The organism is Vibrio sp. 1F253, from assembly GCF_041439295.1.
Taxonomy (GTDB): Bacteria; Pseudomonadota; Gammaproteobacteria; order Enterobacterales; family Vibrionaceae; genus Vibrio; species Vibrio tasmaniensis_A.
Genome location: NZ_JBGONU010000070.1, coordinates 1 through 17,966, shown reverse-complemented (window position 1 = coordinate 17,966; position 17,966 = coordinate 1). Strand labels below are relative to the sequence as shown.

Annotated in this window: 21 protein-coding genes and 1 tRNA gene; 4 read left to right on the top strand and 18 right to left on the bottom strand. The window is 44.8% G+C overall.

Annotated features, from left to right (window positions below):
• Positions 1-126 precede the first annotated feature (126 nt).
• From ACED28_RS21425 to mutY, 4 genes are all read right to left on the bottom strand, one after another.
• Positions 127-202: transfer RNA gene (locus ACED28_RS21425), tRNA-Phe, on the bottom strand.
• A 103-nt stretch (positions 203-305) separates the two neighbouring features.
• Complete coding sequence (gene mltC / locus ACED28_RS21420) at positions 306-1,439, bottom strand: membrane-bound lytic murein transglycosylase MltC (protein ID WP_371710696.1); 1,134 nt, start codon at positions 1,437-1,439, stop codon at positions 306-308.
• A gap of 69 nt (positions 1,440-1,508) precedes the next feature.
• Complete coding sequence (locus ACED28_RS21415) at positions 1,509-1,781, bottom strand: oxidative damage protection protein (protein ID WP_010435637.1); 273 nt, start codon at positions 1,779-1,781, stop codon at positions 1,509-1,511.
• Positions 1,782-1,809: 28 nt separating this feature from the next.
• The gene (gene mutY, locus ACED28_RS21410) at positions 1,810-2,868 is read right to left on the bottom strand and encodes an A/G-specific adenine glycosylase (protein ID WP_371710695.1); all 1,059 of its coding nucleotides are present in this window, start codon (positions 2,866-2,868) and stop codon (positions 1,810-1,812) included.
• Between the two features lie 165 nt (positions 2,869-3,033).
• Between mutY and trmB the strand changes: the two genes are divergently transcribed.
• Both trmB and glsB read left to right on the top strand, forming a co-directional pair.
• Positions 3,034-3,753, top strand: coding sequence for a tRNA (guanosine(46)-N7)-methyltransferase TrmB (gene trmB / locus ACED28_RS21405; RefSeq protein WP_269337068.1), 720 nt, complete (start codon positions 3,034-3,036; stop codon positions 3,751-3,753).
• Positions 3,754-3,940: 187 nt separating this feature from the next.
• On the top strand, positions 3,941-4,861 hold the full coding sequence (gene glsB, locus ACED28_RS21400; RefSeq protein WP_009847707.1) for a glutaminase B: 921 nt from the start codon (positions 3,941-3,943) through the stop codon (positions 4,859-4,861).
• A 69-nt stretch (positions 4,862-4,930) separates the two neighbouring features.
• Here glsB and hemW read toward each other — a convergent pair whose 3' ends face one another.
• The 7 genes from hemW to ACED28_RS21365 form a co-directional block, all read right to left on the bottom strand.
• Complete coding sequence (gene hemW, locus ACED28_RS21395) at positions 4,931-6,118, bottom strand: radical SAM family heme chaperone HemW (RefSeq protein ID WP_017097517.1); 1,188 nt, start codon at positions 6,116-6,118, stop codon at positions 4,931-4,933.
• Complete coding sequence (locus ACED28_RS21390; protein WP_102462540.1) at positions 6,118-6,717, bottom strand: XTP/dITP diphosphatase; 600 nt, start codon at positions 6,715-6,717, stop codon at positions 6,118-6,120. Before ACED28_RS21390 ends, hemW begins: the two co-directional genes overlap by 1 nt.
• A 48-nt stretch (positions 6,718-6,765) precedes the next feature.
• On the bottom strand, positions 6,766-7,197 hold the full coding sequence (locus ACED28_RS21385; protein WP_004735472.1) for a DUF4426 domain-containing protein: 432 nt from the start codon (positions 7,195-7,197) through the stop codon (positions 6,766-6,768).
• Between the two features lie 28 nt (positions 7,198-7,225).
• Positions 7,226-7,516, bottom strand: coding sequence for a DUF167 family protein YggU (gene yggU / locus ACED28_RS21380; RefSeq protein WP_009847703.1), 291 nt, complete (start codon positions 7,514-7,516; stop codon positions 7,226-7,228).
• Positions 7,517-7,545: 29 nt separating this feature from the next.
• The gene (locus ACED28_RS21375; RefSeq protein WP_004735475.1) at positions 7,546-8,103 is read right to left on the bottom strand and encodes a YggT family protein; all 558 of its coding nucleotides are present in this window, start codon (positions 8,101-8,103) and stop codon (positions 7,546-7,548) included.
• Between the two features lie 75 nt (positions 8,104-8,178).
• Positions 8,179-8,997 carry a pyrroline-5-carboxylate reductase gene (gene proC, locus ACED28_RS21370; protein ID WP_371710694.1) on the bottom strand — a complete coding sequence of 273 codons (819 nt, stop codon included), beginning with the start codon at positions 8,995-8,997 and terminating at the stop codon, positions 8,179-8,181.
• 112 nt (positions 8,998-9,109) lie between these two features.
• Positions 9,110-9,814, bottom strand: a complete 705-nt coding sequence (locus ACED28_RS21365) for a YggS family pyridoxal phosphate-dependent enzyme (protein WP_371710693.1) — start codon at positions 9,812-9,814, stop codon at positions 9,110-9,112.
• Between the two features lie 26 nt (positions 9,815-9,840).
• Between ACED28_RS21365 and ACED28_RS21360 the strand changes: the two genes are divergently transcribed.
• Together ACED28_RS21360 and ACED28_RS21355 are read left to right on the top strand one after the other, a co-directional pair.
• Positions 9,841-10,878, top strand: coding sequence for a type IV pilus twitching motility protein PilT (locus ACED28_RS21360; RefSeq protein ID WP_012604833.1), 1,038 nt, complete (start codon positions 9,841-9,843; stop codon positions 10,876-10,878).
• A gap of 14 nt (positions 10,879-10,892) precedes the next feature.
• Positions 10,893-12,002, top strand: a complete 1,110-nt coding sequence (locus ACED28_RS21355) for a PilT/PilU family type 4a pilus ATPase (protein WP_029222974.1) — start codon at positions 10,893-10,895, stop codon at positions 12,000-12,002.
• A 333-nt stretch (positions 12,003-12,335) separates the two neighbouring features.
• Here the strand turns inward: ACED28_RS21355 and ruvX are convergent, their stop codons facing one another.
• From ruvX to ACED28_RS21320, 7 genes are all read right to left on the bottom strand, one after another.
• Positions 12,336-12,758, bottom strand: coding sequence for a Holliday junction resolvase RuvX (ruvX, locus tag ACED28_RS21350; protein WP_004735480.1), 423 nt, complete (start codon positions 12,756-12,758; stop codon positions 12,336-12,338).
• 59 nt (positions 12,759-12,817) lie between these two features.
• Entirely contained in the window at positions 12,818-13,381 is a 564-nt protein-coding gene (locus ACED28_RS21345) for a YqgE/AlgH family protein (protein ID WP_371710692.1), read from the bottom strand.
• A 116-nt stretch (positions 13,382-13,497) separates the two neighbouring features.
• Entirely contained in the window at positions 13,498-14,448 is a 951-nt protein-coding gene (gshB, locus tag ACED28_RS21340; protein WP_102258157.1) for a glutathione synthase, read from the bottom strand.
• A gap of 9 nt (positions 14,449-14,457) precedes the next feature.
• Positions 14,458-15,189, bottom strand: coding sequence for a 16S rRNA (uracil(1498)-N(3))-methyltransferase (rsmE, locus tag ACED28_RS21335; RefSeq protein WP_017077778.1), 732 nt, complete (start codon positions 15,187-15,189; stop codon positions 14,458-14,460).
• A 159-nt stretch (positions 15,190-15,348) separates the two neighbouring features.
• Positions 15,349-16,080 carry an endonuclease gene (locus tag ACED28_RS21330; RefSeq protein ID WP_371710691.1) on the bottom strand — a complete coding sequence of 244 codons (732 nt, stop codon included), beginning with the start codon at positions 16,078-16,080 and terminating at the stop codon, positions 15,349-15,351.
• Between the two features lie 97 nt (positions 16,081-16,177).
• The gene (locus tag ACED28_RS21325; protein ID WP_017103292.1) at positions 16,178-16,678 is read right to left on the bottom strand and encodes a SprT family zinc-dependent metalloprotease; all 501 of its coding nucleotides are present in this window, start codon (positions 16,676-16,678) and stop codon (positions 16,178-16,180) included.
• Between the two features lie 79 nt (positions 16,679-16,757).
• Positions 16,758-17,555 carry a DUF2189 domain-containing protein gene (locus ACED28_RS21320; RefSeq protein ID WP_102249702.1) on the bottom strand — a complete coding sequence of 266 codons (798 nt, stop codon included), beginning with the start codon at positions 17,553-17,555 and terminating at the stop codon, positions 16,758-16,760.
• Positions 17,556-17,966: the final 411 nt, after the last annotated feature.

Below are 17,966 nucleotides of genomic sequence, written 5' to 3'. Positions count from 1 at the left end.
TGGTGACCTACTGATTACAAGTCAGTTGCTCTACCTACTGAGCTAAGTCGGCACACTAAATTCTTTATGCTTTTGTCCGTGTTGCTACTCCCTGTTAAAGAGTGTTGACACCAACAAATCAAATTGTGGTGCCCGGAGGCGGAATCGAACCACCGACACGAGGATTTTCAATCCTCTGCTCTACCGACTGAGCTATCCGGGCAACGGAGCGCTATTAAACGGATTTTCTGCATAACCGTCAACACCTTTTTTGAAAATAACTAAAAAAAACGGTCGTTAGTTGTTTTTTTATTCAAAAGTGAGGCTTACGTTTTACCTTGGTTAAAATCTTTCTTGAGTTTTGTTACTTTCTCTAAGTATCGGCGCGACTCTTTATTGGGATGTTTCTTTGTTAGTGCCCAGTAAGCTTGACTCGGTTGCAGTGAATTTAAGTCACGCATTGCTCGCTTTCTATCCTTACTAAAAGTATTGAGCACGCCACCAGTGCCGCCGTTGTATGCAGAGATCATACTGTACTCAAGCGTGGTTGGGTGTTTTACGTCTTTTAAATAACGATTTTTAAGGATGTAAAAGTATGCGGTGCCTGCATCAATGTTGTTTTCTGGATTGAATAAGTACTCAGGACTTGGTTCTCCAGGTTTCTTTTTAACGAGCTTAAAGACATCTCGGCCAGCGGTTTTAGGTACCACCTGCATAAGACCATAAGCATTTGCCCAGCTCACTGCGTAAGGATTGAAGCTGCTTTCTGTCTTGATGATTGCATAGATCAAGTCTTCAGGGATGTCATAGCGTTGAGATGCTCGTTGTACTATGTCGGCATACTTATAACTACGTTTGTTCGCATGATCTGCCACCATTGGGATTTCGACGTAGTAGGCTTTTTTAAAGTCTACCTCTTTGGTTTTTAGGTTATTGGCGATCAGGTAATCTGCGAATTTGTTAGCACGCCATGTCCATTGGATGGGCTTTTTCTCTTGGTCTACGACTTGGTTGTAGAGGAAAGGTTGACCTTCTAGCTTTATGCTTTTGGACGAAAATAGATCGACATGAGCTGGATCATCGGGTGTCAGGAGCGTCGTCATGATAGCATTTTTGAGGTGCTTTTTAGGATCTGTTAAGGAGACGGTTTCTACCGTTATGATACCTTGACTGAAGTTAACTTCTGAACGGCTTAGATAATTGTCTATGTATTTCACATAGTTACTCTTACCTGCCATCTTTACTTCACTGCTGCCCCAGCGCTTTTGGATATTGCCTGAAAAGCTACTAATCAAAGCATCCAACGCCCCAGTATCTTTTTCAAATTGCCCTGGTAGTTCTGCCAAATTACTTACAAACCGGTTGGTTGGTTCGTAGTTAACATCATAAATGCTTTCGACAAATTCACGACTGCACCCTGTTAACAACATGGCTGTTAGGAAGTAACTTAGCTTTTTCATAGTTCCTCATACAAAAATGACATCGCGGCGTAAACCATGATGTCATTAAAATTTATTTAAATAAATGTCTTATTCGCTAGGCGGGGTATAGCCATCAATAACGACATCTTTACCTTCGAAAAGGAAGTTAACCATCTCAGTTTCAAGAAGTTTACGATGCTCAGGATCCATCATGTTCAGCTTCTTTTCATTGATAAGCATAGTTTGCTTACTTTGCCATTGTCCCCAAGCTTCTTTAGATACGTTGTCAAAGATACGCTTACCTAGGTCACCCGGGTAAAGTTGAAAATCTAGGCCTTCAGCATCTTTTTGAAGGCGAGCACAAAATACAGTGCGGCTCATAGTGGTTCCTCTTATCGCGTTCGTTGATTCAAACGTCGTTCAGTTCAAAGGGTAGGCTCTCAATAAGCTGCTTTACAGGAGCGGCTAGGCCAATTTCTTCCGGTTTTGATAAGTTATACCAGAGACCTTTAGTCCCTTCCATTATCAAATCTGGTTGTTTATCTAATTTTACTAATACAGGCGTGATATCTAAGTGGTAGTGGCTGAAAGTATGTCGAAACGCAATCATGGTCTTGGTCGAATCGATTTCATTGTCTTTGATCGAACGAAGGTCTAACTGATGTTCGATCTCTGCATTTTCATTTTGAGGGAAACAGAATAGTCCTCCCCAGATACCAGATTGAGGGCGTTGTTCGAGCCATACTTGATTGTTGTGGTACAGAATCACAAACCATGTTTCTTTTATCGGCTTTTCTTTCTTAGGCTTCTTACCTGGGAAATCGAGCTGTTTATCGAGCTTCTTAGCTTCACACATGCTTTCAATCGGGCATAAGGTACATTTAGGCTTGCTACGAGTACAAACCATCGCACCCATGTCCATCATGGCTTGATTGTACTTATCAACATCTTGATTGGGAGTGTGTGCTTCTGCGTGTTCCCACAGTTGGTTCTCGACTTTCTTTTGCCCCGGCCAACCTTCTACTGCAAAGCTTCTCGCTAAGGTGCGTTTGACGTTGCCATCAAGAATCGCATGAGGGAGTTTATGCACAGAGGACAACACTGCAGCGGCAGTAGAGCGTCCAATACCCGGTAGCGCGTTCATTTCTTCGATAGAAAGCGGAAATTCACCACCATATTGCTCAGCAACGATCTTGGCTGCTTTATGCAAGTTACGAGCTCGCGCGTAATAGCCAAGCCCTGTCCATAAGTGCAGCACCTCATCTTGTTCGGCGTTCGCTAGGTCGATAACCGTAGGAAAGCGCTCCAAGAAGCGTTGGTAGTATGGAATCACCGTAGCAACCTGAGTCTGCTGAAGCATGATTTCAGATAGCCAAACGGTGTAGGCGGTTTTGTTTTGTTGCCAAGGTAATTCTTTACGCCCGTAGGCGTCATACCACTTTAATATGGCGGTTGCGAAAGGAGTCACGACATGCTCTATGCTTTGCTATTATTAGAAGCGAAATTGCACCACACTTAACGTTGGATGTAAAACAGACAAATTGTGTGGGAATTTATCCACGGAAAGACTTGCACCAGAGGCAATTCTTTGGATAATCCCCGCTTTGATTAATCAATGTGCAGGCAAAAATCAATGAGTGAAGTGACCACTAACGAATATACTGAAGACGGCAAACTGGTTCGTAAGATCCGTAGTTTTGTTCGCCGCGAAGGCCGCTTAACAAAAGGCCAAGAAAACGCGATGAACGAATGTTGGCCAACAATGGGTATCGACTACAACCCAGAACTTCTTAATTGGAAAGAAGTGTTTGGCAACGACAACCCTGTTGTACTAGAAATTGGCTTCGGTATGGGTGCATCACTGGTTGAAATGGCAAAGAATGCGCCTGAGAAAAACTTCTTAGGTATTGAAGTTCATAGCCCTGGTGTTGGTGCGTGTTTAGGTACAGCTCGCGATGCTGGCGTAACTAACCTGCGTGTAATGTGTCACGATGCAGTAGAAGTATTTGAACACATGATCCCAGACAGCAGCCTGAATACACTGCAACTGTTCTTCCCTGACCCATGGCATAAAGCTCGTCACCACAAACGTCGTATCGTTAAGGCTGAGTTTGCAGAGATGGTTCGCGGTAAGCTGCAACTTGATACTGGTATTTTCCACATGGCAACAGACTGGGAAAACTACGCAGAACATATGATTGAAGTGATGAACGTAGCTCCAGGTTTCGAGAATATCGCTGAAGATGGTGATTACATTCCTCGTCCAGACGAGCGTCCACTGACTAAGTTTGAAGCTCGTGGCCACCGTTTAGGTCATGGTGTTTGGGACATTAAGTTCAAGCGTACTAAGTAATTCTGAATCAAATTAAGTGAAGGTGAATCCGACTTAGGATTAACCCCTACACTTTATGGGATTGATAAAAGCCAACATTATTGTAGTGTTGGCTTTTTTGTCCTTAGGCTTTTATTGCGATAAAGGTTTAAGGACAGAAAGTAATGTCGTACCCCCTACAAAAATAACAATAAAGAAGTAAGCACATATGAAACCAACTCAAGCTATTTTGGCCGAGATTTTAGATGAAGTTCGCCCTTTAATTGGTCAGGGAAAGGTCGCTGATTATATTCCTGCATTGGCTCGTGTATCGAACCAGAAATTGGCGATTGCGGTATACACCAATGAAGGTGAAGTCATTCAAGCTGGCGATGCTGATGAAGCCTTTTCCGTGCAATCAATCTCTAAAGCTTTAAGCCTGACGTTGGCGATGGTGTTGTATAAGCCGGAAGAAATTTGGCAACGCGTTGGAAAGGAGCCTTCAGGACAAGCCTTTAACTCGATGATTCAGCTTGAGATGGAACACGGCATCCCTCGTAACCCGTTTATTAATGCTGGCGCGATTGTCGTTGCTGACTTATTACAAAGCCGTCTATCAGCACCAAGACACCGTTTATTAGAATTTGTCCGTCAGCTATCAGGTGATACACATATCGTGTATGACAAGGTTGTGGCGGCTTCTGAGATGATGCACAGCGATCGTAATGCTGCTATCGCTTACTTGATGCGTTCATTTGGTAATTTTGAGAACGATGTTATTCCCGTACTCAACAATTACTTTCATGCTTGTGCGCTTAAAATGACCTGTGTGGATTTGGCGAAGACCTTTAGCTATTTGGCAAACAAAGGTGTGTCTGTTCAGACCAAGAAAGAGATCATTACGCCTGTTCAAACTAAGCAGTTGAATGCTCTGCTTGCGACATGTGGTTTGTACGATGGGGCGGGAGAGTTTGCTTATCGTGTTGGTATGCCAGGAAAGTCTGGTGTCGGTGGCGGGATTATTGCGATTGTTCCTGGCGAAATGACGATCGCGGTGTGGTCTCCGGAACTAGACGCGTCGGGTAATTCACTGGCGGGAACTCAGGCTTTAGAATTGCTCTCTGAGCGTATTGGTCGCTCTATTTTCTAAGTTCTAAGTTCTAAGCTCGACAAAAAAAGCCTCTCGTGATGAGAGGCTTTTTGTACTCTAGCGTTCGAACTATTCGTCTTCTTCTGCCATAAAGGCTTCAAGCAAATCGTTTAAGAAGAGTTTTCCTTTTTCAGTGATCTGCCAATGGCTGTTGGTTTCATTCAAGTAGCCTAGCTCTTTTGCCCATTCAATAGTTTCTTGAATAGAGTCAAAACCAAGCCCCGTAGTATCAATGAAATCCTGCTTTGGACACGCTTCCATTAGCCTGAAGCGGTTCATGAAGAACTCAAAAGGGCGGTCCTCATTAGGGACTTCAAGTTCATCCGACAGATAGGGCTTCACCAGATTCTGATACGCGGCTAGGTAACCTCTAGGGTGTTTAACCTTAGTGGTGCGAACAATACGTCCATCTGCAAAACTCAGCTTGCCATGAGAGCCACAGCCAATACCTAGGTAGTCACCAAAGCGCCAGTAGTTGAGATTATGCTGACACTGATATCCCGGCTTGCTGTAGCCTGAAATTTCGTACTGTACATAACCTGCGTCTGCGAGCTTCTTATGGCCTAAGTCGAAAATATCCCAAAGGTCATCATCGTCAGGCAGCTTTGGCGTTTTGTAATAGAACATGGTGTTAGGTTCTATTGTTAGCTGATACCAAGATAAATGCGGAGGGTTAAGCTCGATCGCTCTGTCCAAATCAGCTAAGGCCTGATCAATGCTTTGATCGGGTAAGCCGTGCATTAGATCTAGGTTGAAGCTATTTAGTCCGATTTTATGTGCTAAATGAGCTGCGTTAACCGCTTCGTCTTGACCGTGAATACGCCCAAGCCTTTCCAGTTTCTCTTGTTCAAAACTTTGCACACCCACCGAGATTCGAGTTATGCCTGCTTTTTGGTAACCAGCAAAACGCTCAGCTTCGATAGTTCCCGGATTAGCTTCCATGGTGATTTCTATTTCAGGTTTGAACGGAATGCGTTGTTCAATGCCTTGCAGCAATCGACCTATTCCTTCTGGAGAAAATAGACTCGGCGTGCCGCCACCAATAAAGATCGAATGCAATGGGCGAGGTGCGCCATTGAGTTGGTATTTTTCGATATCGGTATCGAGATCCTCAAGCAGAGCATCGATGTACTCTTTTTCAGGAATCTCGGCTTTGAGAGCGTGAGAGTTAAAATCACAATACGGACACTTTTGTACACACCATGGAATGTGGACATAGAGGCTGAGTGCGGGTGGTATTAGCGCTGCATTGTGCATTACAGAGCTTGCTCCTTGAGAGTCTTGAATAATGACGCGAGGGCTTTACCACGGTGTGACAGTTGCTTCTTACGTGACGATTCAAGTTCTGCTGAGGCGCAGTTATCTTCTGGTACAAAGAATACAGGATCGTAGCCAAAGCCATTCTCACCGTGTTCTTCAGTCAGAATGCGACCTTCCCATTTACCGTGACATACTAATGGAGTCGGATCATTCTCGTGACGCATTAGCACCAATACACAGTGAAAACGAGCGGTACGCTTTTCAGTAGCCACACCGTGCATGGCATCTAACAGCTTTTCGATGTTCTGCTGATCAGTCGCCCTTTCACCTGAGTAACGCGCTGAGTAGATACCGGGTGCACCATTAAGGTAATCAACTTCTAAGCCAGAATCGTCAGCAATGGCTGGTAGCCCTGTCTCTTTCGCAGCGTGGCGAGCTTTGATGATGGCATTTTCAATGAAAGTTGTTCCCGTTTCAGCGACTTCTGAAACGTTAAACTCACTTTGCGCGACAACGTCGAAACCAAACTCAGACAGAATATCTGCCATCTCGCGAACTTTGCCTTGGTTGCCTGTTGCTAAAACAATCTTACTCATGGGGATGTGGCTCTAATAAGTTAATGACTAGAAAAGTGAGCTTTTAAGCTACTCTTCTATATAGAATTTTTGTGTGAAACGCAGTGGACCTGTGCCTTTCAAACCAGCGTTAACATCAATATTAAAAGTGATGTTCTCTTCGTGAGTGATAGGGAACTCTGCAAGGTAATAAATCGCATCGCCTTCCTTTATTTCACGGAAGTTAAGCGTGCGAGTGTTACCTACTAGGTTTCGTGCTGTTCCCGTAATTTTAGCCGTTGTTGCAGGCTTGCCTAGGGAAGCGTTGTCTAGCACGCTGATGTTTAGAATCGCTGAGTATCCGTTTCGTTTCAGCTTATATTGCTTAGCGACCTGAGCAGTTAAAAACGTGGAATTGAAAGCCGAGTAATGAACCTCGACATCCTTGATACTTTTAAACTGTCCTGCCGAGCTTGGTAGGGCAATTAGAGCGGTGAGTAGTGCTGTTATCCATAGACGCATAATGACTCCAATAAATAGCAAAAAGCTATCATAGGATGGCTTTGACTTCAGTTGGGATCTGACTTGGTGAGCATATTCGAACTTGCTTATGCCGACCGAGCTCTCCCTTTTCTATCTTAATTTGCCCTTTCGCGACCTTAAATTGTTTCGCAAGGTATTTCGCTAAGTGAGCATTTGCTTTGCCATCAACCGGTGGTGCAGTAATGGCAATTTTCAGTTCCTCTCCGTGCAAGCCGACAATCTTGTCTCGGCTTGCTTTGGGTTGGATATAGAGCCGAAGAAGAATATCGTCTTCTTCGGCCCAAACTGCTTTTGGCATCGTCAAAGTACCTGAGGTTCGTACTTGAATTATAGCTGATACCAAATAGGACCGATCATGTCGCCCATTAGGAAGTTCGCAAATTGCAGAACAATGAACAGAACCAGCACACTTAGGTCGAAGCCACCCATATCAGGAAGGATACGGCGAATTGGCGTTAGCATTGGTTCTGTTAACTGATGGAATACGTATTCGATTGGGCTACGGCCTTGGCTAACCCAACTCAGGATTGCACGGATCAGTAGAACCCAGAAAATTAACCCACCAGCCGCTTTGAGCAGAGATAGTGCGCCAAAGATCAGGAAGCTGATATCAAATACAGCCGCACCGCCAGAGATAATCAAGTTTAGAGCGACGAACTTAAGTACACACAGCACATAAGCGAAGACAACAGTCGCAAGGTCAAGGCTGCCGATTGATGGAATCACTCGGCGTAGTGGGGCAACAACCGGTTGTGTCGCTTTTACGATAAATTGTGAGAATGGGTTGTAGAAATCTGCACGTGATGCTTGTAGCCAGATACGCAAGATCACAACCATGATGTAAAGATCAAAAACGGTCGAGATCAGAAAGCTCATCGAATTCATATTGTTTCCTTTTTCGGATTTACTTGCCGCTAGGTATCACCCGAACGGCACAATGCTTTTGTACTGTAACGAGTATTAAAACAGTTTTTCCATCTCTTCAGCTCGAGCAACCGCCGCTTGCATGGCTTTCGCTACGATGTCTGATAGTTGATGGTCGTTAAACGTGCGCAATGCTTCTGCGGTTGTGCCGCCTTTTGAAGTCACTTGCTCACGCAGTGTTGATAATTCAGTATTTGGATTCGCTACCACCATCTCTGCCGCGCCTAATGCAGATTGCTGCACTAATTTACGAGCGGTTTCCTGGTCGAAGCCTTGGTTGATTGCTTCGGCTTGCATCGCTTCCATAAATAGGAAGAAGTAAGCCGGAGCACTGCCCGCCGCCGCAATGATGTTATTAATCCCAGACTCTTGCTCAACCCAGCTAACTTCACCTACAGCTTGCATCAGGTGAGAAGCAAAGTCTTTATCATTTTGGCTGACCGTTGAATCGGCATAAAGACCGCTCATCCCTTTACCAAGCAGCGATGGCGTGTTTGGCATCACACGTACAAGGTTTAGCTGGCAGTTTAACATCTCATTGAGTCGATTCGCATTAATACCGGCTGCAATTGAGATAACCAGTTTGTTGCTAAAGTCGATGCTTTGTAAGGGTTTGCATACATCAGCCATCATTTGTGGCTTCACTGATAGCACAACAACGTCTGCTTGCTCTGCTGCGGCAATATTATCGCTGGTGGTATTGATGCTGTACTCTTGCTCTAGCGGCAGCCTTCTGGTGTCTGAAGGTGCTGTAGCAGTAATCTTTTGCGCTGGGTAACCACTCGCGACTAAGCCCGCTACAATTGAGCGAACCATGTTTCCCGCCCCAATAAAGGCGATGTTCTTATGTTCCATATATAAAATCCTGAGCGTGTCGCTGCGCGGTTAAAGCGAAGCGGTATCAATACTGTATTTTTCGTTGCCACTTGTTGTTGCTTGTTGTAGCTATTTCTTGTTACGTGCTGTGCTATTTCGCGTAATCACGAGCACCGAAGATAGCCGTTCCAATGCGAACCATAGTGCTGCCAGCCTCAACTGCTGCATCCATATCACCACTCATACCCATCGAAAGGGTATCTATGTTTGGATACTTTGCGGCTAGCTTATCTTTAAGCTCCGCCAGTTGAGAAAATGCATTAAGCTGAGATTGATAGTCAGATACGTTTGCAGGAATCGACATCAATCCTCTTAAAGTGAGGTTAGGGAGCGACGAAATCAACTCCGCGAGTGCAAAAACTGTTTCTTCTGACGTTCCAGACTTGGATTCTTCACCACTGGTGTTTACCTGAATCAAAACTTGCAAAGGTGGAAGTTCGCTTGGTCGTTGATCATTAAGCCTTTGCGCGATTTTATCGCGATCGACAGAATGCACCCATTGGAAGCTTTCTGCGATAGGGCGGGTTTTATTGGATTGAATTGGGCCAATAAAATGCCATGCTAAATTTAGGTTAGAATGTTGTTCTGAAAAGTGTTTTACTTTATCGACACCTTCTTGAACATAGTTTTCACCAAAGGCAACTTGACCTCCGAGTGCGGCTTCTAGAATCGCATCAATAGGTTTAGTTTTACTGACGGCTAAAAGTTGCACGGAGTCTGGAGCTCGTTCGCACTTTTGTTCAGCGCTACGAATCTGTGAGGTGATTTGTTCGATATTTTGTTGAATACTACTCATAGCTGACTTTACTTAAGGGAAAATAAATGGATATCACTGAGTTACTAGATTTTAGTGTAAAGCATAACGCGTCAGATCTACATCTTTCTGCGGGTGTATCTCCAATGGTACGTATAGATGGTGAAGTAAGGAAGCTTGGAATCCCAGCTTTGAGTCATGCTGATGTGCATCGTTTAGTTTTTGAGATCATGGACGACTCACAGCGCGGTGAGTTTGAGGAAAAATTGGAAGTCGACTTCTCTTTTGAATTACCCAATGTTGGCCGATTCCGTGTTAATGCTTTTAACCAAGCCCGTGGGTGCGCAGCGGTCTTTCGAACCATCCCTGTAGAAATCCCAACGTTAGAGCAGTTGGGCGCACCTGATATTTTTGAAAAAATTGCCAATTATGAAAAAGGCTTAGTGCTGGTGACTGGCCCTACGGGGTCTGGTAAATCGACAACTTTGGCGGCGATGGTTGATTATGTAAACCGTAATCACAACAAACACATTTTGACCATTGAAGACCCAATTGAATTCGTTCACACCAATAATAAATGTCTGGTTAACCAGCGTGAAGTTCATCGTGATACGCACAGCTTTAAAGCGGCGCTACGCAGTGCGTTACGTGAAGACCCGGACGTAATTCTTGTAGGTGAGCTTCGTGACCAAGAGACGATCAGCTTAGCGTTAACGGCCGCAGAAACTGGTCACCTAGTTTTTGGTACTTTGCATACTAGCTCTGCAGCAAAAACCGTAGACCGTATTATCGATGTATTCCCGGGTAGCGACAAAGATATGGTTCGTTCGATGCTGTCTGAATCGTTACGTTCGGTGATTGCCCAGAAACTATTAAAGCGTGTCGGTGGTGGTCGTGTCGCTTGTCATGAAATCATGATGGCGACACCTGCAATCAGAAACTTGATTCGTGAAGATAAAGTCGCGCAGATGTACTCGATTATTCAAACGGGCGCGGCACATGGTATGCAGACCATGGAGCAAAACGCGAAACAACTGATGGCACAAGGCTTGGTTGACTCGGAAGAGGTCGAGAAAAAGATCGAAATTGAAACCTCAATGTTTTAATCAAGGTGAACAAAATGGAATTGAATCAAATTCTTGAAGGGATGCTCTCTCAAAAGGCGTCGGATCTTTATATCACTGTCGATGCGCCAATCCTTTTTCGTGTGGATGGTGAATTACGCCCCCAAGGAGAGAAGCTGAATGCGGCTCAGGTTGCTCAATTACTTGATGCGATGATGGATCAAGATCGACGAGATGAATACAAGCAAACGCGTGAGGCTAATTTTGCTATCGTGCGTAATTTTGGTCGTTTTCGTGTCAGTGCGTTCTTTCAGCGAGAGCTGCCAGGAGCAGTAATTCGTCGCATCGAGACTAACATCCCTACCTTTGAGCAATTAAAGCTTCCTGACGTACTACAAGACCTTTCAATCGCTAAGCGCGGGCTTGTGCTGGTGGTTGGTGCGACTGGCTCTGGTAAATCGACCTCGATGGCTGCGATGACGGGCTATCGCAATACCAATCGTTCAGGTCATATCTTGACGGTTGAAGACCCGATTGAATTCGTACACGAACATAAAAAGTGCATCGTGACTCAACGTGAGGTTGGACTCGACACCGAAAGCTATGAAGTCGCGCTTAAAAACTCGTTACGCCAAGCCCCTGATATGATTTTGATTGGCGAAATCCGTAGTCGTGAAACCATGGAATACGCGATGACCTTTGCTGAAACGGGTCACTTGTGTATGGCAACCCTGCATGCCAATAACGCTAACCAGGCGCTAGAGCGTATTCTTCACTTGGTGCCGAAAGAGCAGAAAGAACAGTTCCTGTTTGATCTGTCTATGAATCTGCGTGGTGTGGTCGCTCAGCAGTTAATACGCGATAAAAATGGCAATGGTCGTCATGGTGTCTTCGAAATTCTGCTAAATAGCCCTCGTATATCTGACTTGATTCGTCGTGGTGAGTTGCATGAGTTAAAAGCGACCATGGCCAAATCGAAAGAGATTGGTATGCAGACTTTTGACCAAGCTTTGTATGATTTAGTGGTTGCGGACAAGATTAGCGAGGATGATGCATTCCATAGTGCAGATTCTGCCAATGACTTGCGTTTAATGCTCAAGACCAAACGTGGCGATGATGACTACGGAACTGGTGCGTTGGCTGGCGTTAAGATTGATATGGGCTAAGTCACGGCTTTGTTGATAAACACAAAACCCGCTTCTGTGGCGGGTTTTATTCGTTTATAACTTAATGCATGTTAGATGAGTGCATGTTGGAGCGATGGTTATCATATGAGTAACCGCGCTCCTTTTCTAATTTGATTTTTGACGGGTACTGTTGACCGTCGTAACCCGCGGAACCGCTTCCCATTGAGCTGCATGCCGTTATAGATAACGCTATGAATATTGCTAGAAAAATTTTCATATGAACTCCCAAGTTCTTTTCCTTTATCGCTCCTTCATTACGCAGTTAAAATGGCAAGGGATCATAAGCTTGCTCGAGTTTGCTAAATAAATAACTTAGCTATATTGTGCTTCAAACCAGCTCTCTAGAATTACAACGGCTGATTGATTATCGACGTTACCTTTACTTAGCGCTTTATAGCCGCCCATTTCAAAAAGGTCGGCCCTTGCTTCTGTCGTAGAAAGTCTTTCATCATGCAGTTCAACATCCACACCAAAGCGTCCTTTAAGACGGTTAGCGAATTTCTTCGCTCTGGGTGTAATAGCTGCTAGATCTTTACCATGAAGGTCGGTCGGAAGGCCAACCACGATAAGATTTGGCTGCCATTCCTTAATTTGCTTCTCGATATCGTCCCAGTTAGGGATGCCATCTTTGGCTTTAAAAGCTTTTAGAGGGCTTGCGGTGCCCGTGATTTCTTGTCCTATCGCACTGCCGATACTTTTTGTACCGTAGTCAAATGCCATAATTGTTCGTGACATGGGGTTTCCAAATTTATCTGTGTTGAGAGTGTTTATTTATTTTATGGAGCTAATTTGAGCTAGGCGTGTCCAGCGTCTGCTGAAAGCTGAGCCGCGTTAATACCTAACATTTGCACGGCAACTTTCCAGCGATCCGAAATTGGCGTGTCGAAGATAACCTTTGGATCGGCCTCAACGGTTAGCCATGAGTTTTCAGTCAGCTCGATTTCCAGTTGTCCTGGTTCCCATCCTGCATAACCAAGCGCGACCAGATAATGCATAGGTTCATCTTCTGTCCCTAAGACCATCAGAATATCTTTCGAGGTTGTTACCGAGATTTGATCCGTCATGTTGATGCTGGATTGATAACTGCCTTTGGGTTTGTGCAAAATAAACCCACGATCTTCTGCAACTGGCCCACCATTAAGTACTGGCTTATCAAGGCTTGCTTGGTTGGGTTTCGGCTGTTCAGAATCAACCTCAACTTGCTTAAGCATGCTGCCGACAGTGACATTGATAGGAGCGTTGATCATCAAACCCATCGCACCTTCGTCATTGTGCTCACAAAGATAGATCACCGAATTTTGAAAGTATGGGTCTTTCATTCCGGGCATCGCGACCAGAAAGTGGTTCGTTAAATTCATAGAGCCTCCTGCCAGTGTGTTCCCAGTAAAGGAAAAAGAGCGGCGTAAAGCCGCTCATTGTTCTTTGCCTAGATATTTTTGTGTTTTCGAATAGCTAAGACTTTCTTAAGTTTAGGCTATTTAGCGTTAACGCGACGCTCGATTGCATCCATTAATTTACCCGTAACAGAAATATCAAAAGCAGCTTCAATTTCACGGATACAAGTTGGGCTTGTCACGTTGATTTCAGTCAGCTTGTCACCGATAACATCAAGTCCTACAAAGATTAAACCTTTCTCTTTTAATGCCGGTGCAACTGCTCTTGCGATAGCCCAGTCTGTTTCACTCAGCGGACGAGCTTCACCTGTACCGCCAGCAGCTAGGTTACCTCGAGTTTCCCCTTTCGCCGGAATACGCGCTAGGCAGTAAGGCATTGGTTCACCGTCAACCACAAGAATACGCTTATCACCATTGCTGATGTCTGGAACAAAGGTTTGTGCCATTGCGTAGTTTTGACCGTGGTTGGTCAAGGTCTCAATGATTACCGAAACGTTAGGATCGCCTTCCTTCACACGGAAGATTGACGCGCCACCCATGCCATCAAGTGGTTTTAGAATCACGTCACCGTGCTTCTCGCGGAACGCTTTAATTTTTTCAGCTTTACGAGTCACGATGGTGGTTGGTGTGAGTTCAGGGAACCATGCCGTGAACAACTTCTCGTTACAGTCACGTAAGCTTTGTGGCTTGTTTACGATCAGTGCGCCGTTCTCTTCAGCACGCTCAAGAATGTAAGTCGCGTAGATGTACTCAGTATCAAACGGAGGATCTTTACGCATCAGTACCGCATCTAAATCGGATAGCGCGATAGTCTGTTCTGATTTGAACTCGTACCAACCGTTTGGATCTTCTTTTAGTTCAACAACCTTAGTGTCAGCAATGGCTACGCCTTGATCTAAATGTAGATCATCCATTTCCATGTAATGGATTTCGTAACCACGACGCTGAGCTTCAAGCATCATGGCAAAGCTAGAGTCTTTTTTGATGTTAATGGATGAAATTGGATCCATTACGATGCCAAGTTTGATCATTTCTTTCTCCTAGCCTAGATCGCCAAAACGGACTTGTAAGGCAGTAATTGCGGTTAGAGCAGCAGTTTCGGTACGAAGTACACGTGGACCGAGTAGCGTCTCTTCAAATTTGTATTGTTCTGTCATACCGATTTCTTCAGCGGACAGTCCGCCTTCAGGACCGATCAATAGGCGTACCTTACTGATGGGTTCTGGAAGGGTATTAATTGAGTATTTTGCACGAGGATGCAGGTTTAGCTTCAACGCTTCACTCGGTTCGCTGCACCACTCTTCAAGCTGCATGATTGGGCGGATAACAGGAACCGTATTGCGGCCAGACTGTTCACATGCTGCGATAGCAATCTTTTGCCACTGCGCGAGTTTTTTCTCGAAGCGTTTAGTATCAAGCTTAACGCCACAGCGCTCTGAAATCAGAGGGGTAATGGTGTTTACACCAAGCTCAACCGATTTCTGAATCGTGAACTCCATTTTGTCGCCACGTGAAATCACTTGGCCTAAATGTAAGTCTAACGGAGATTCGCTGCTACGTTCGATACGCTCAGTAACATTAACGGTGACGTTCTTTTTTGATACTTCAGCAATTGTCGCAGGGAATTCAGCGCCACTGCCATCAAATAGAAGAACATCTTGACCTTCTTTCATACGAAGGACTCGACCAACATGACCCGCGGCATCTTCGCCTAAAGCGAGTGAACCTAACTGATGAATGCGTTCTGGGTGATGGATACGAGGGATTCTCATGCTGGTAAACCTATAAATAGTGTCATTTGGGTATTTTGTCTCTGCCTAACATGGATGCTTTTAGTTGAAAAAACAAGGGTAGAGCAAGAGTTTCAGGGGCAATTCTGAAACTCTTGTTTGAGATGGAGGCAATTGGAGATGTTGGTTGCCTGAGTCGTGTTATTTACAAGCAGGGAAAACAAATGGGTTGTGATTCCCCTGGATGGCATGGATTCGCTCATCACGAGTACATTCCCACTTATCGACAGGGAATTGCTTGTTCCACGCCATCATCAGGTTAGCCTGCTGCTTAGAGAGCTTGAAACCATACTCTTGGCTCATGTAAAGGTAGGTACGCGCGATAGAGCCTTTTGCTCGGTCTGGCGGCATCACTTTGCGCTGCTTGAAGTTGACCTGCATTTCACATTGACCATAGCTCACGCCATCCATTCCATTCCACTGACTGAAATTGTAATTAGAGCGATCACCGTTAACCTCGCCAATGGTCGGAGTCAGATTATGAAGATCGGCTTCCATGGATTTGAATACTTTGTCGTTGCGCGTGCAGTTCTTACGTCCGCCATCCTGCCAGCACTGACGCTGGTGGCCGAATTGCCAAGCTGGAACCACGAGTTCCCACTCAATACGGGAAGCACGCTTTTGCTGTTTTCTGACTTGATAACCACAGCCTTCGAGGTCGGGGATACCTTTCTTTTTGTCTTTCCAAGTGATGTCACAACCACAATAAAATGAAGTCGGGTGATCGAGATAAATCTTCACGGCTTCTTTTTTTGCTTTGGAGAAGGAGCTTGGTGGAGCGGCGAAAACGCTTTGGGTTACCAGTAGGCTAAATACTATTGATAGGTAAAAGGACATTGATAGGCCAAATACTTTTGGAGTGTTTTTTTGCATAGAGAAAGACTGATGAAAGTATGATAAACAACAGTCTAGCACTCAAATGTTAGTTCTCTCTATTACATTTATTCGCGTTACTTTGTGAGCTTAAGACTTAGCTCAATTGAAGGCCGGTAAAAGCTAAGGTTTGTTGGCATTGTTGGCAACGATACGTTGATTGGTTGCGGATGACTTTGTTGTGTCGTCTTATCGACAGGGGATAAGTGGTGCAATCACAGCGATACTCAAAAGTTTTGCCCTGCACTGAGGTGATTTCCAAGCTGTGTGTGGTTCTGGCCGGTACATTGAATACCTTTTCCATCACGTATTTCCACTCATTGCCGTGAGGCCTAACTCGTCCGAAGACCTGATATGTGATCAGATGTGCGAGTTCATGAGGTACGACTTCGCTAATAAAGGCGTCTTCATTTTCGCTGAATAGCACTTGGTTGAGTTTTATCTCGTTTAACTGGAGGTAGGCTTTTCCCGCTGCCTTTCCTCTTAACTTGTAAGTGACGGTTGGGCATGGAAATTCACGAGAAAAATGTTGATTAGCAATAGCTAGGCATTCGCCCAGTTTTTTATTTACTCGATGTTGTTGCGGGGTGTAAGACAAGCGTTGTTAACTCCAAAAAAAAGCCTCAGCGTTTAAGCTAAGGCCTCATCATAACATTGCTCATCGATCGTGAAACGATTTAAACATGATGTTTCTTTTTGATGACTTCGTGGTAAGCATGCCAGGTTCCGTAACCAAGTAATGGCATCGTTACAATCATACCCACACCGTAGGTCGCGAAGCCGACTAAGATACCAGTACCAATGATACCCGCCCAAACGACCATCGCAGGGATGTTTGATTTAACAGCGTTGAAGCTAGTAAAAATCGCACTCATTACATCTACACGTCTTTCCATCATTAGTGGAATTGAAAATGCTGAGATACTAAATATCAGGCTAGCGATAACAAAACCAATCACAGACCCTGTAATTAAGAAGGGAGCAAATTCGGTCAATGGTGCCCCTTGTACTGAAGGGTAAAGTGCGTGCAATAATGCAGCGATACGCATCCAGAATATCATCGCAACCATTAATACAATCGCAAACGCCCATTGGTGGGTTGAGTTGCGTGTGATGGCTTTCATCGAGTGAAGTAGGCTAGCGTTGTGCCCCTTTTCTCTTTCCCAGGCTGCGTCATATAAGCCTAGGGCAAGAAACGGCCCTATTAGCATGTACACAATCAAGCTTGGCATAACGACTAAATGTGTTCCTTGCCATTGGACAAGTTGAACAATGGCGATGGCCGCACCCATAAAGCACAAACCGTAAAATGCGCTGATTAATGGCATTCTCACTAAGTCGTGCAGAGCAAGCGACAACCAATGAAAGGGCGCTGAAATGCTCACCTGATTAGATGGTATTGTACGAGCGTATTCTGAGTCTTTGATTTCTTTTTGTTTATCGTCGAAGTCTTGTGTATTCAATGTACGAGGCATAGATCCTCCTTGATCGGTTTTCTACCTGCGCTGCAGTTAAATTGCAGCGAACGAAACTCGATGCCCGACTTGGCGACGTCTTTGATGTAAGCGCGCATCAGCTAAATAGTTCACGAAACAAAGTCTGATCTTGATTTGTTCGTTAACATTATTTTAACTATTGACCGTGAAGCGGCAAATATCAACTTTTGACAGGCTGTTATTAGGGCGTGTTGACCTTTTGTGGTTAAATTTTGTTCGGATGGGGACGCCTAGTCAAAAGCGTTTTAATCGCGGCGAGGGGGGAAGTAGCCTAGTCATTCTAAGCAAATCTCCCTCAACAAAGAGTAAAACGCTTTTTGCGGGGGCGCCCAGCTCGAACCCTTCGGGCAGCGTTTGCTGGTCATTTCTACTACGTTATCGGCTTCTCAT

What these genes read in the sequence shown, in the direction of transcription:
- mltC (WP_371710696.1), bottom strand. Translation starts at nt 1,439, where the DNA reads ATGAAAAAGCTAAGTTACTTCCTAACAGCCATGTTGTTAACAGGGTGC.
- rsmE (WP_017077778.1), bottom strand. Translation starts at nt 15,189, where the DNA reads ATGAGAATCCCTCGTATCCATCACCCAGAACGCATTCATCAGTTAGGT.
- ruvX (WP_004735480.1), bottom strand. Translation starts at nt 12,758, where the DNA reads ATGTCACGAACAATTATGGCATTTGACTACGGTACAAAAAGTATCGGC.
- ACED28_RS21415 (WP_010435637.1), bottom strand. Translation starts at nt 1,781, where the DNA reads ATGAGCCGCACTGTATTTTGTGCTCGCCTTCAAAAAGATGCTGAAGGC.
- ACED28_RS21330 (WP_371710691.1), bottom strand. Translation starts at nt 16,080, where the DNA reads ATGCAAAAAAACACTCCAAAAGTATTTGGCCTATCAATGTCCTTTTAC.
- yggU (WP_009847703.1), bottom strand. Translation starts at nt 7,516, where the DNA reads ATGCCAAAAGCAGTTTGGGCCGAAGAAGACGATATTCTTCTTCGGCTC.
- ACED28_RS21375 (WP_004735475.1), bottom strand. Translation starts at nt 8,103, where the DNA reads ATGAATTCGATGAGCTTTCTGATCTCGACCGTTTTTGATCTTTACATC.
- hemW (WP_017097517.1), bottom strand. Translation starts at nt 6,118, where the DNA reads ATGCACAATGCAGCGCTAATACCACCCGCACTCAGCCTCTATGTCCAC.
- proC (WP_371710694.1), bottom strand. Translation starts at nt 8,997, where the DNA reads ATGGAACATAAGAACATCGCCTTTATTGGGGCGGGAAACATGGTTCGC.
- ACED28_RS21385 (WP_004735472.1), bottom strand. Translation starts at nt 7,197, where the DNA reads ATGCGTCTATGGATAACAGCACTACTCACCGCTCTAATTGCCCTACCA.
- gshB (WP_102258157.1), bottom strand. Translation starts at nt 14,448, where the DNA reads ATGATCAAACTTGGCATCGTAATGGATCCAATTTCATCCATTAACATC.
- ACED28_RS21390 (WP_102462540.1), bottom strand. Translation starts at nt 6,717, where the DNA reads ATGAGTAAGATTGTTTTAGCAACAGGCAACCAAGGCAAAGTTCGCGAG.
- glsB (WP_009847707.1), top strand. Translation starts at nt 3,941, where the DNA reads ATGAAACCAACTCAAGCTATTTTGGCCGAGATTTTAGATGAAGTTCGC.
- ACED28_RS21320 (WP_102249702.1), bottom strand. Translation starts at nt 17,555, where the DNA reads ATGCCTCGTACATTGAATACACAAGACTTCGACGATAAACAAAAAGAA.
- ACED28_RS21345 (WP_371710692.1), bottom strand. Translation starts at nt 13,381, where the DNA reads ATGAATTTAACGAACCACTTTCTGGTCGCGATGCCCGGAATGAAAGAC.
- ACED28_RS21365 (WP_371710693.1), bottom strand. Translation starts at nt 9,814, where the DNA reads ATGAGTAGTATTCAACAAAATATCGAACAAATCACCTCACAGATTCGT.
- ACED28_RS21360 (WP_012604833.1), top strand. Translation starts at nt 9,841, where the DNA reads ATGGATATCACTGAGTTACTAGATTTTAGTGTAAAGCATAACGCGTCA.
- ACED28_RS21355 (WP_029222974.1), top strand. Translation starts at nt 10,893, where the DNA reads ATGGAATTGAATCAAATTCTTGAAGGGATGCTCTCTCAAAAGGCGTCG.
- trmB (WP_269337068.1), top strand. Translation starts at nt 3,034, where the DNA reads ATGAGTGAAGTGACCACTAACGAATATACTGAAGACGGCAAACTGGTT.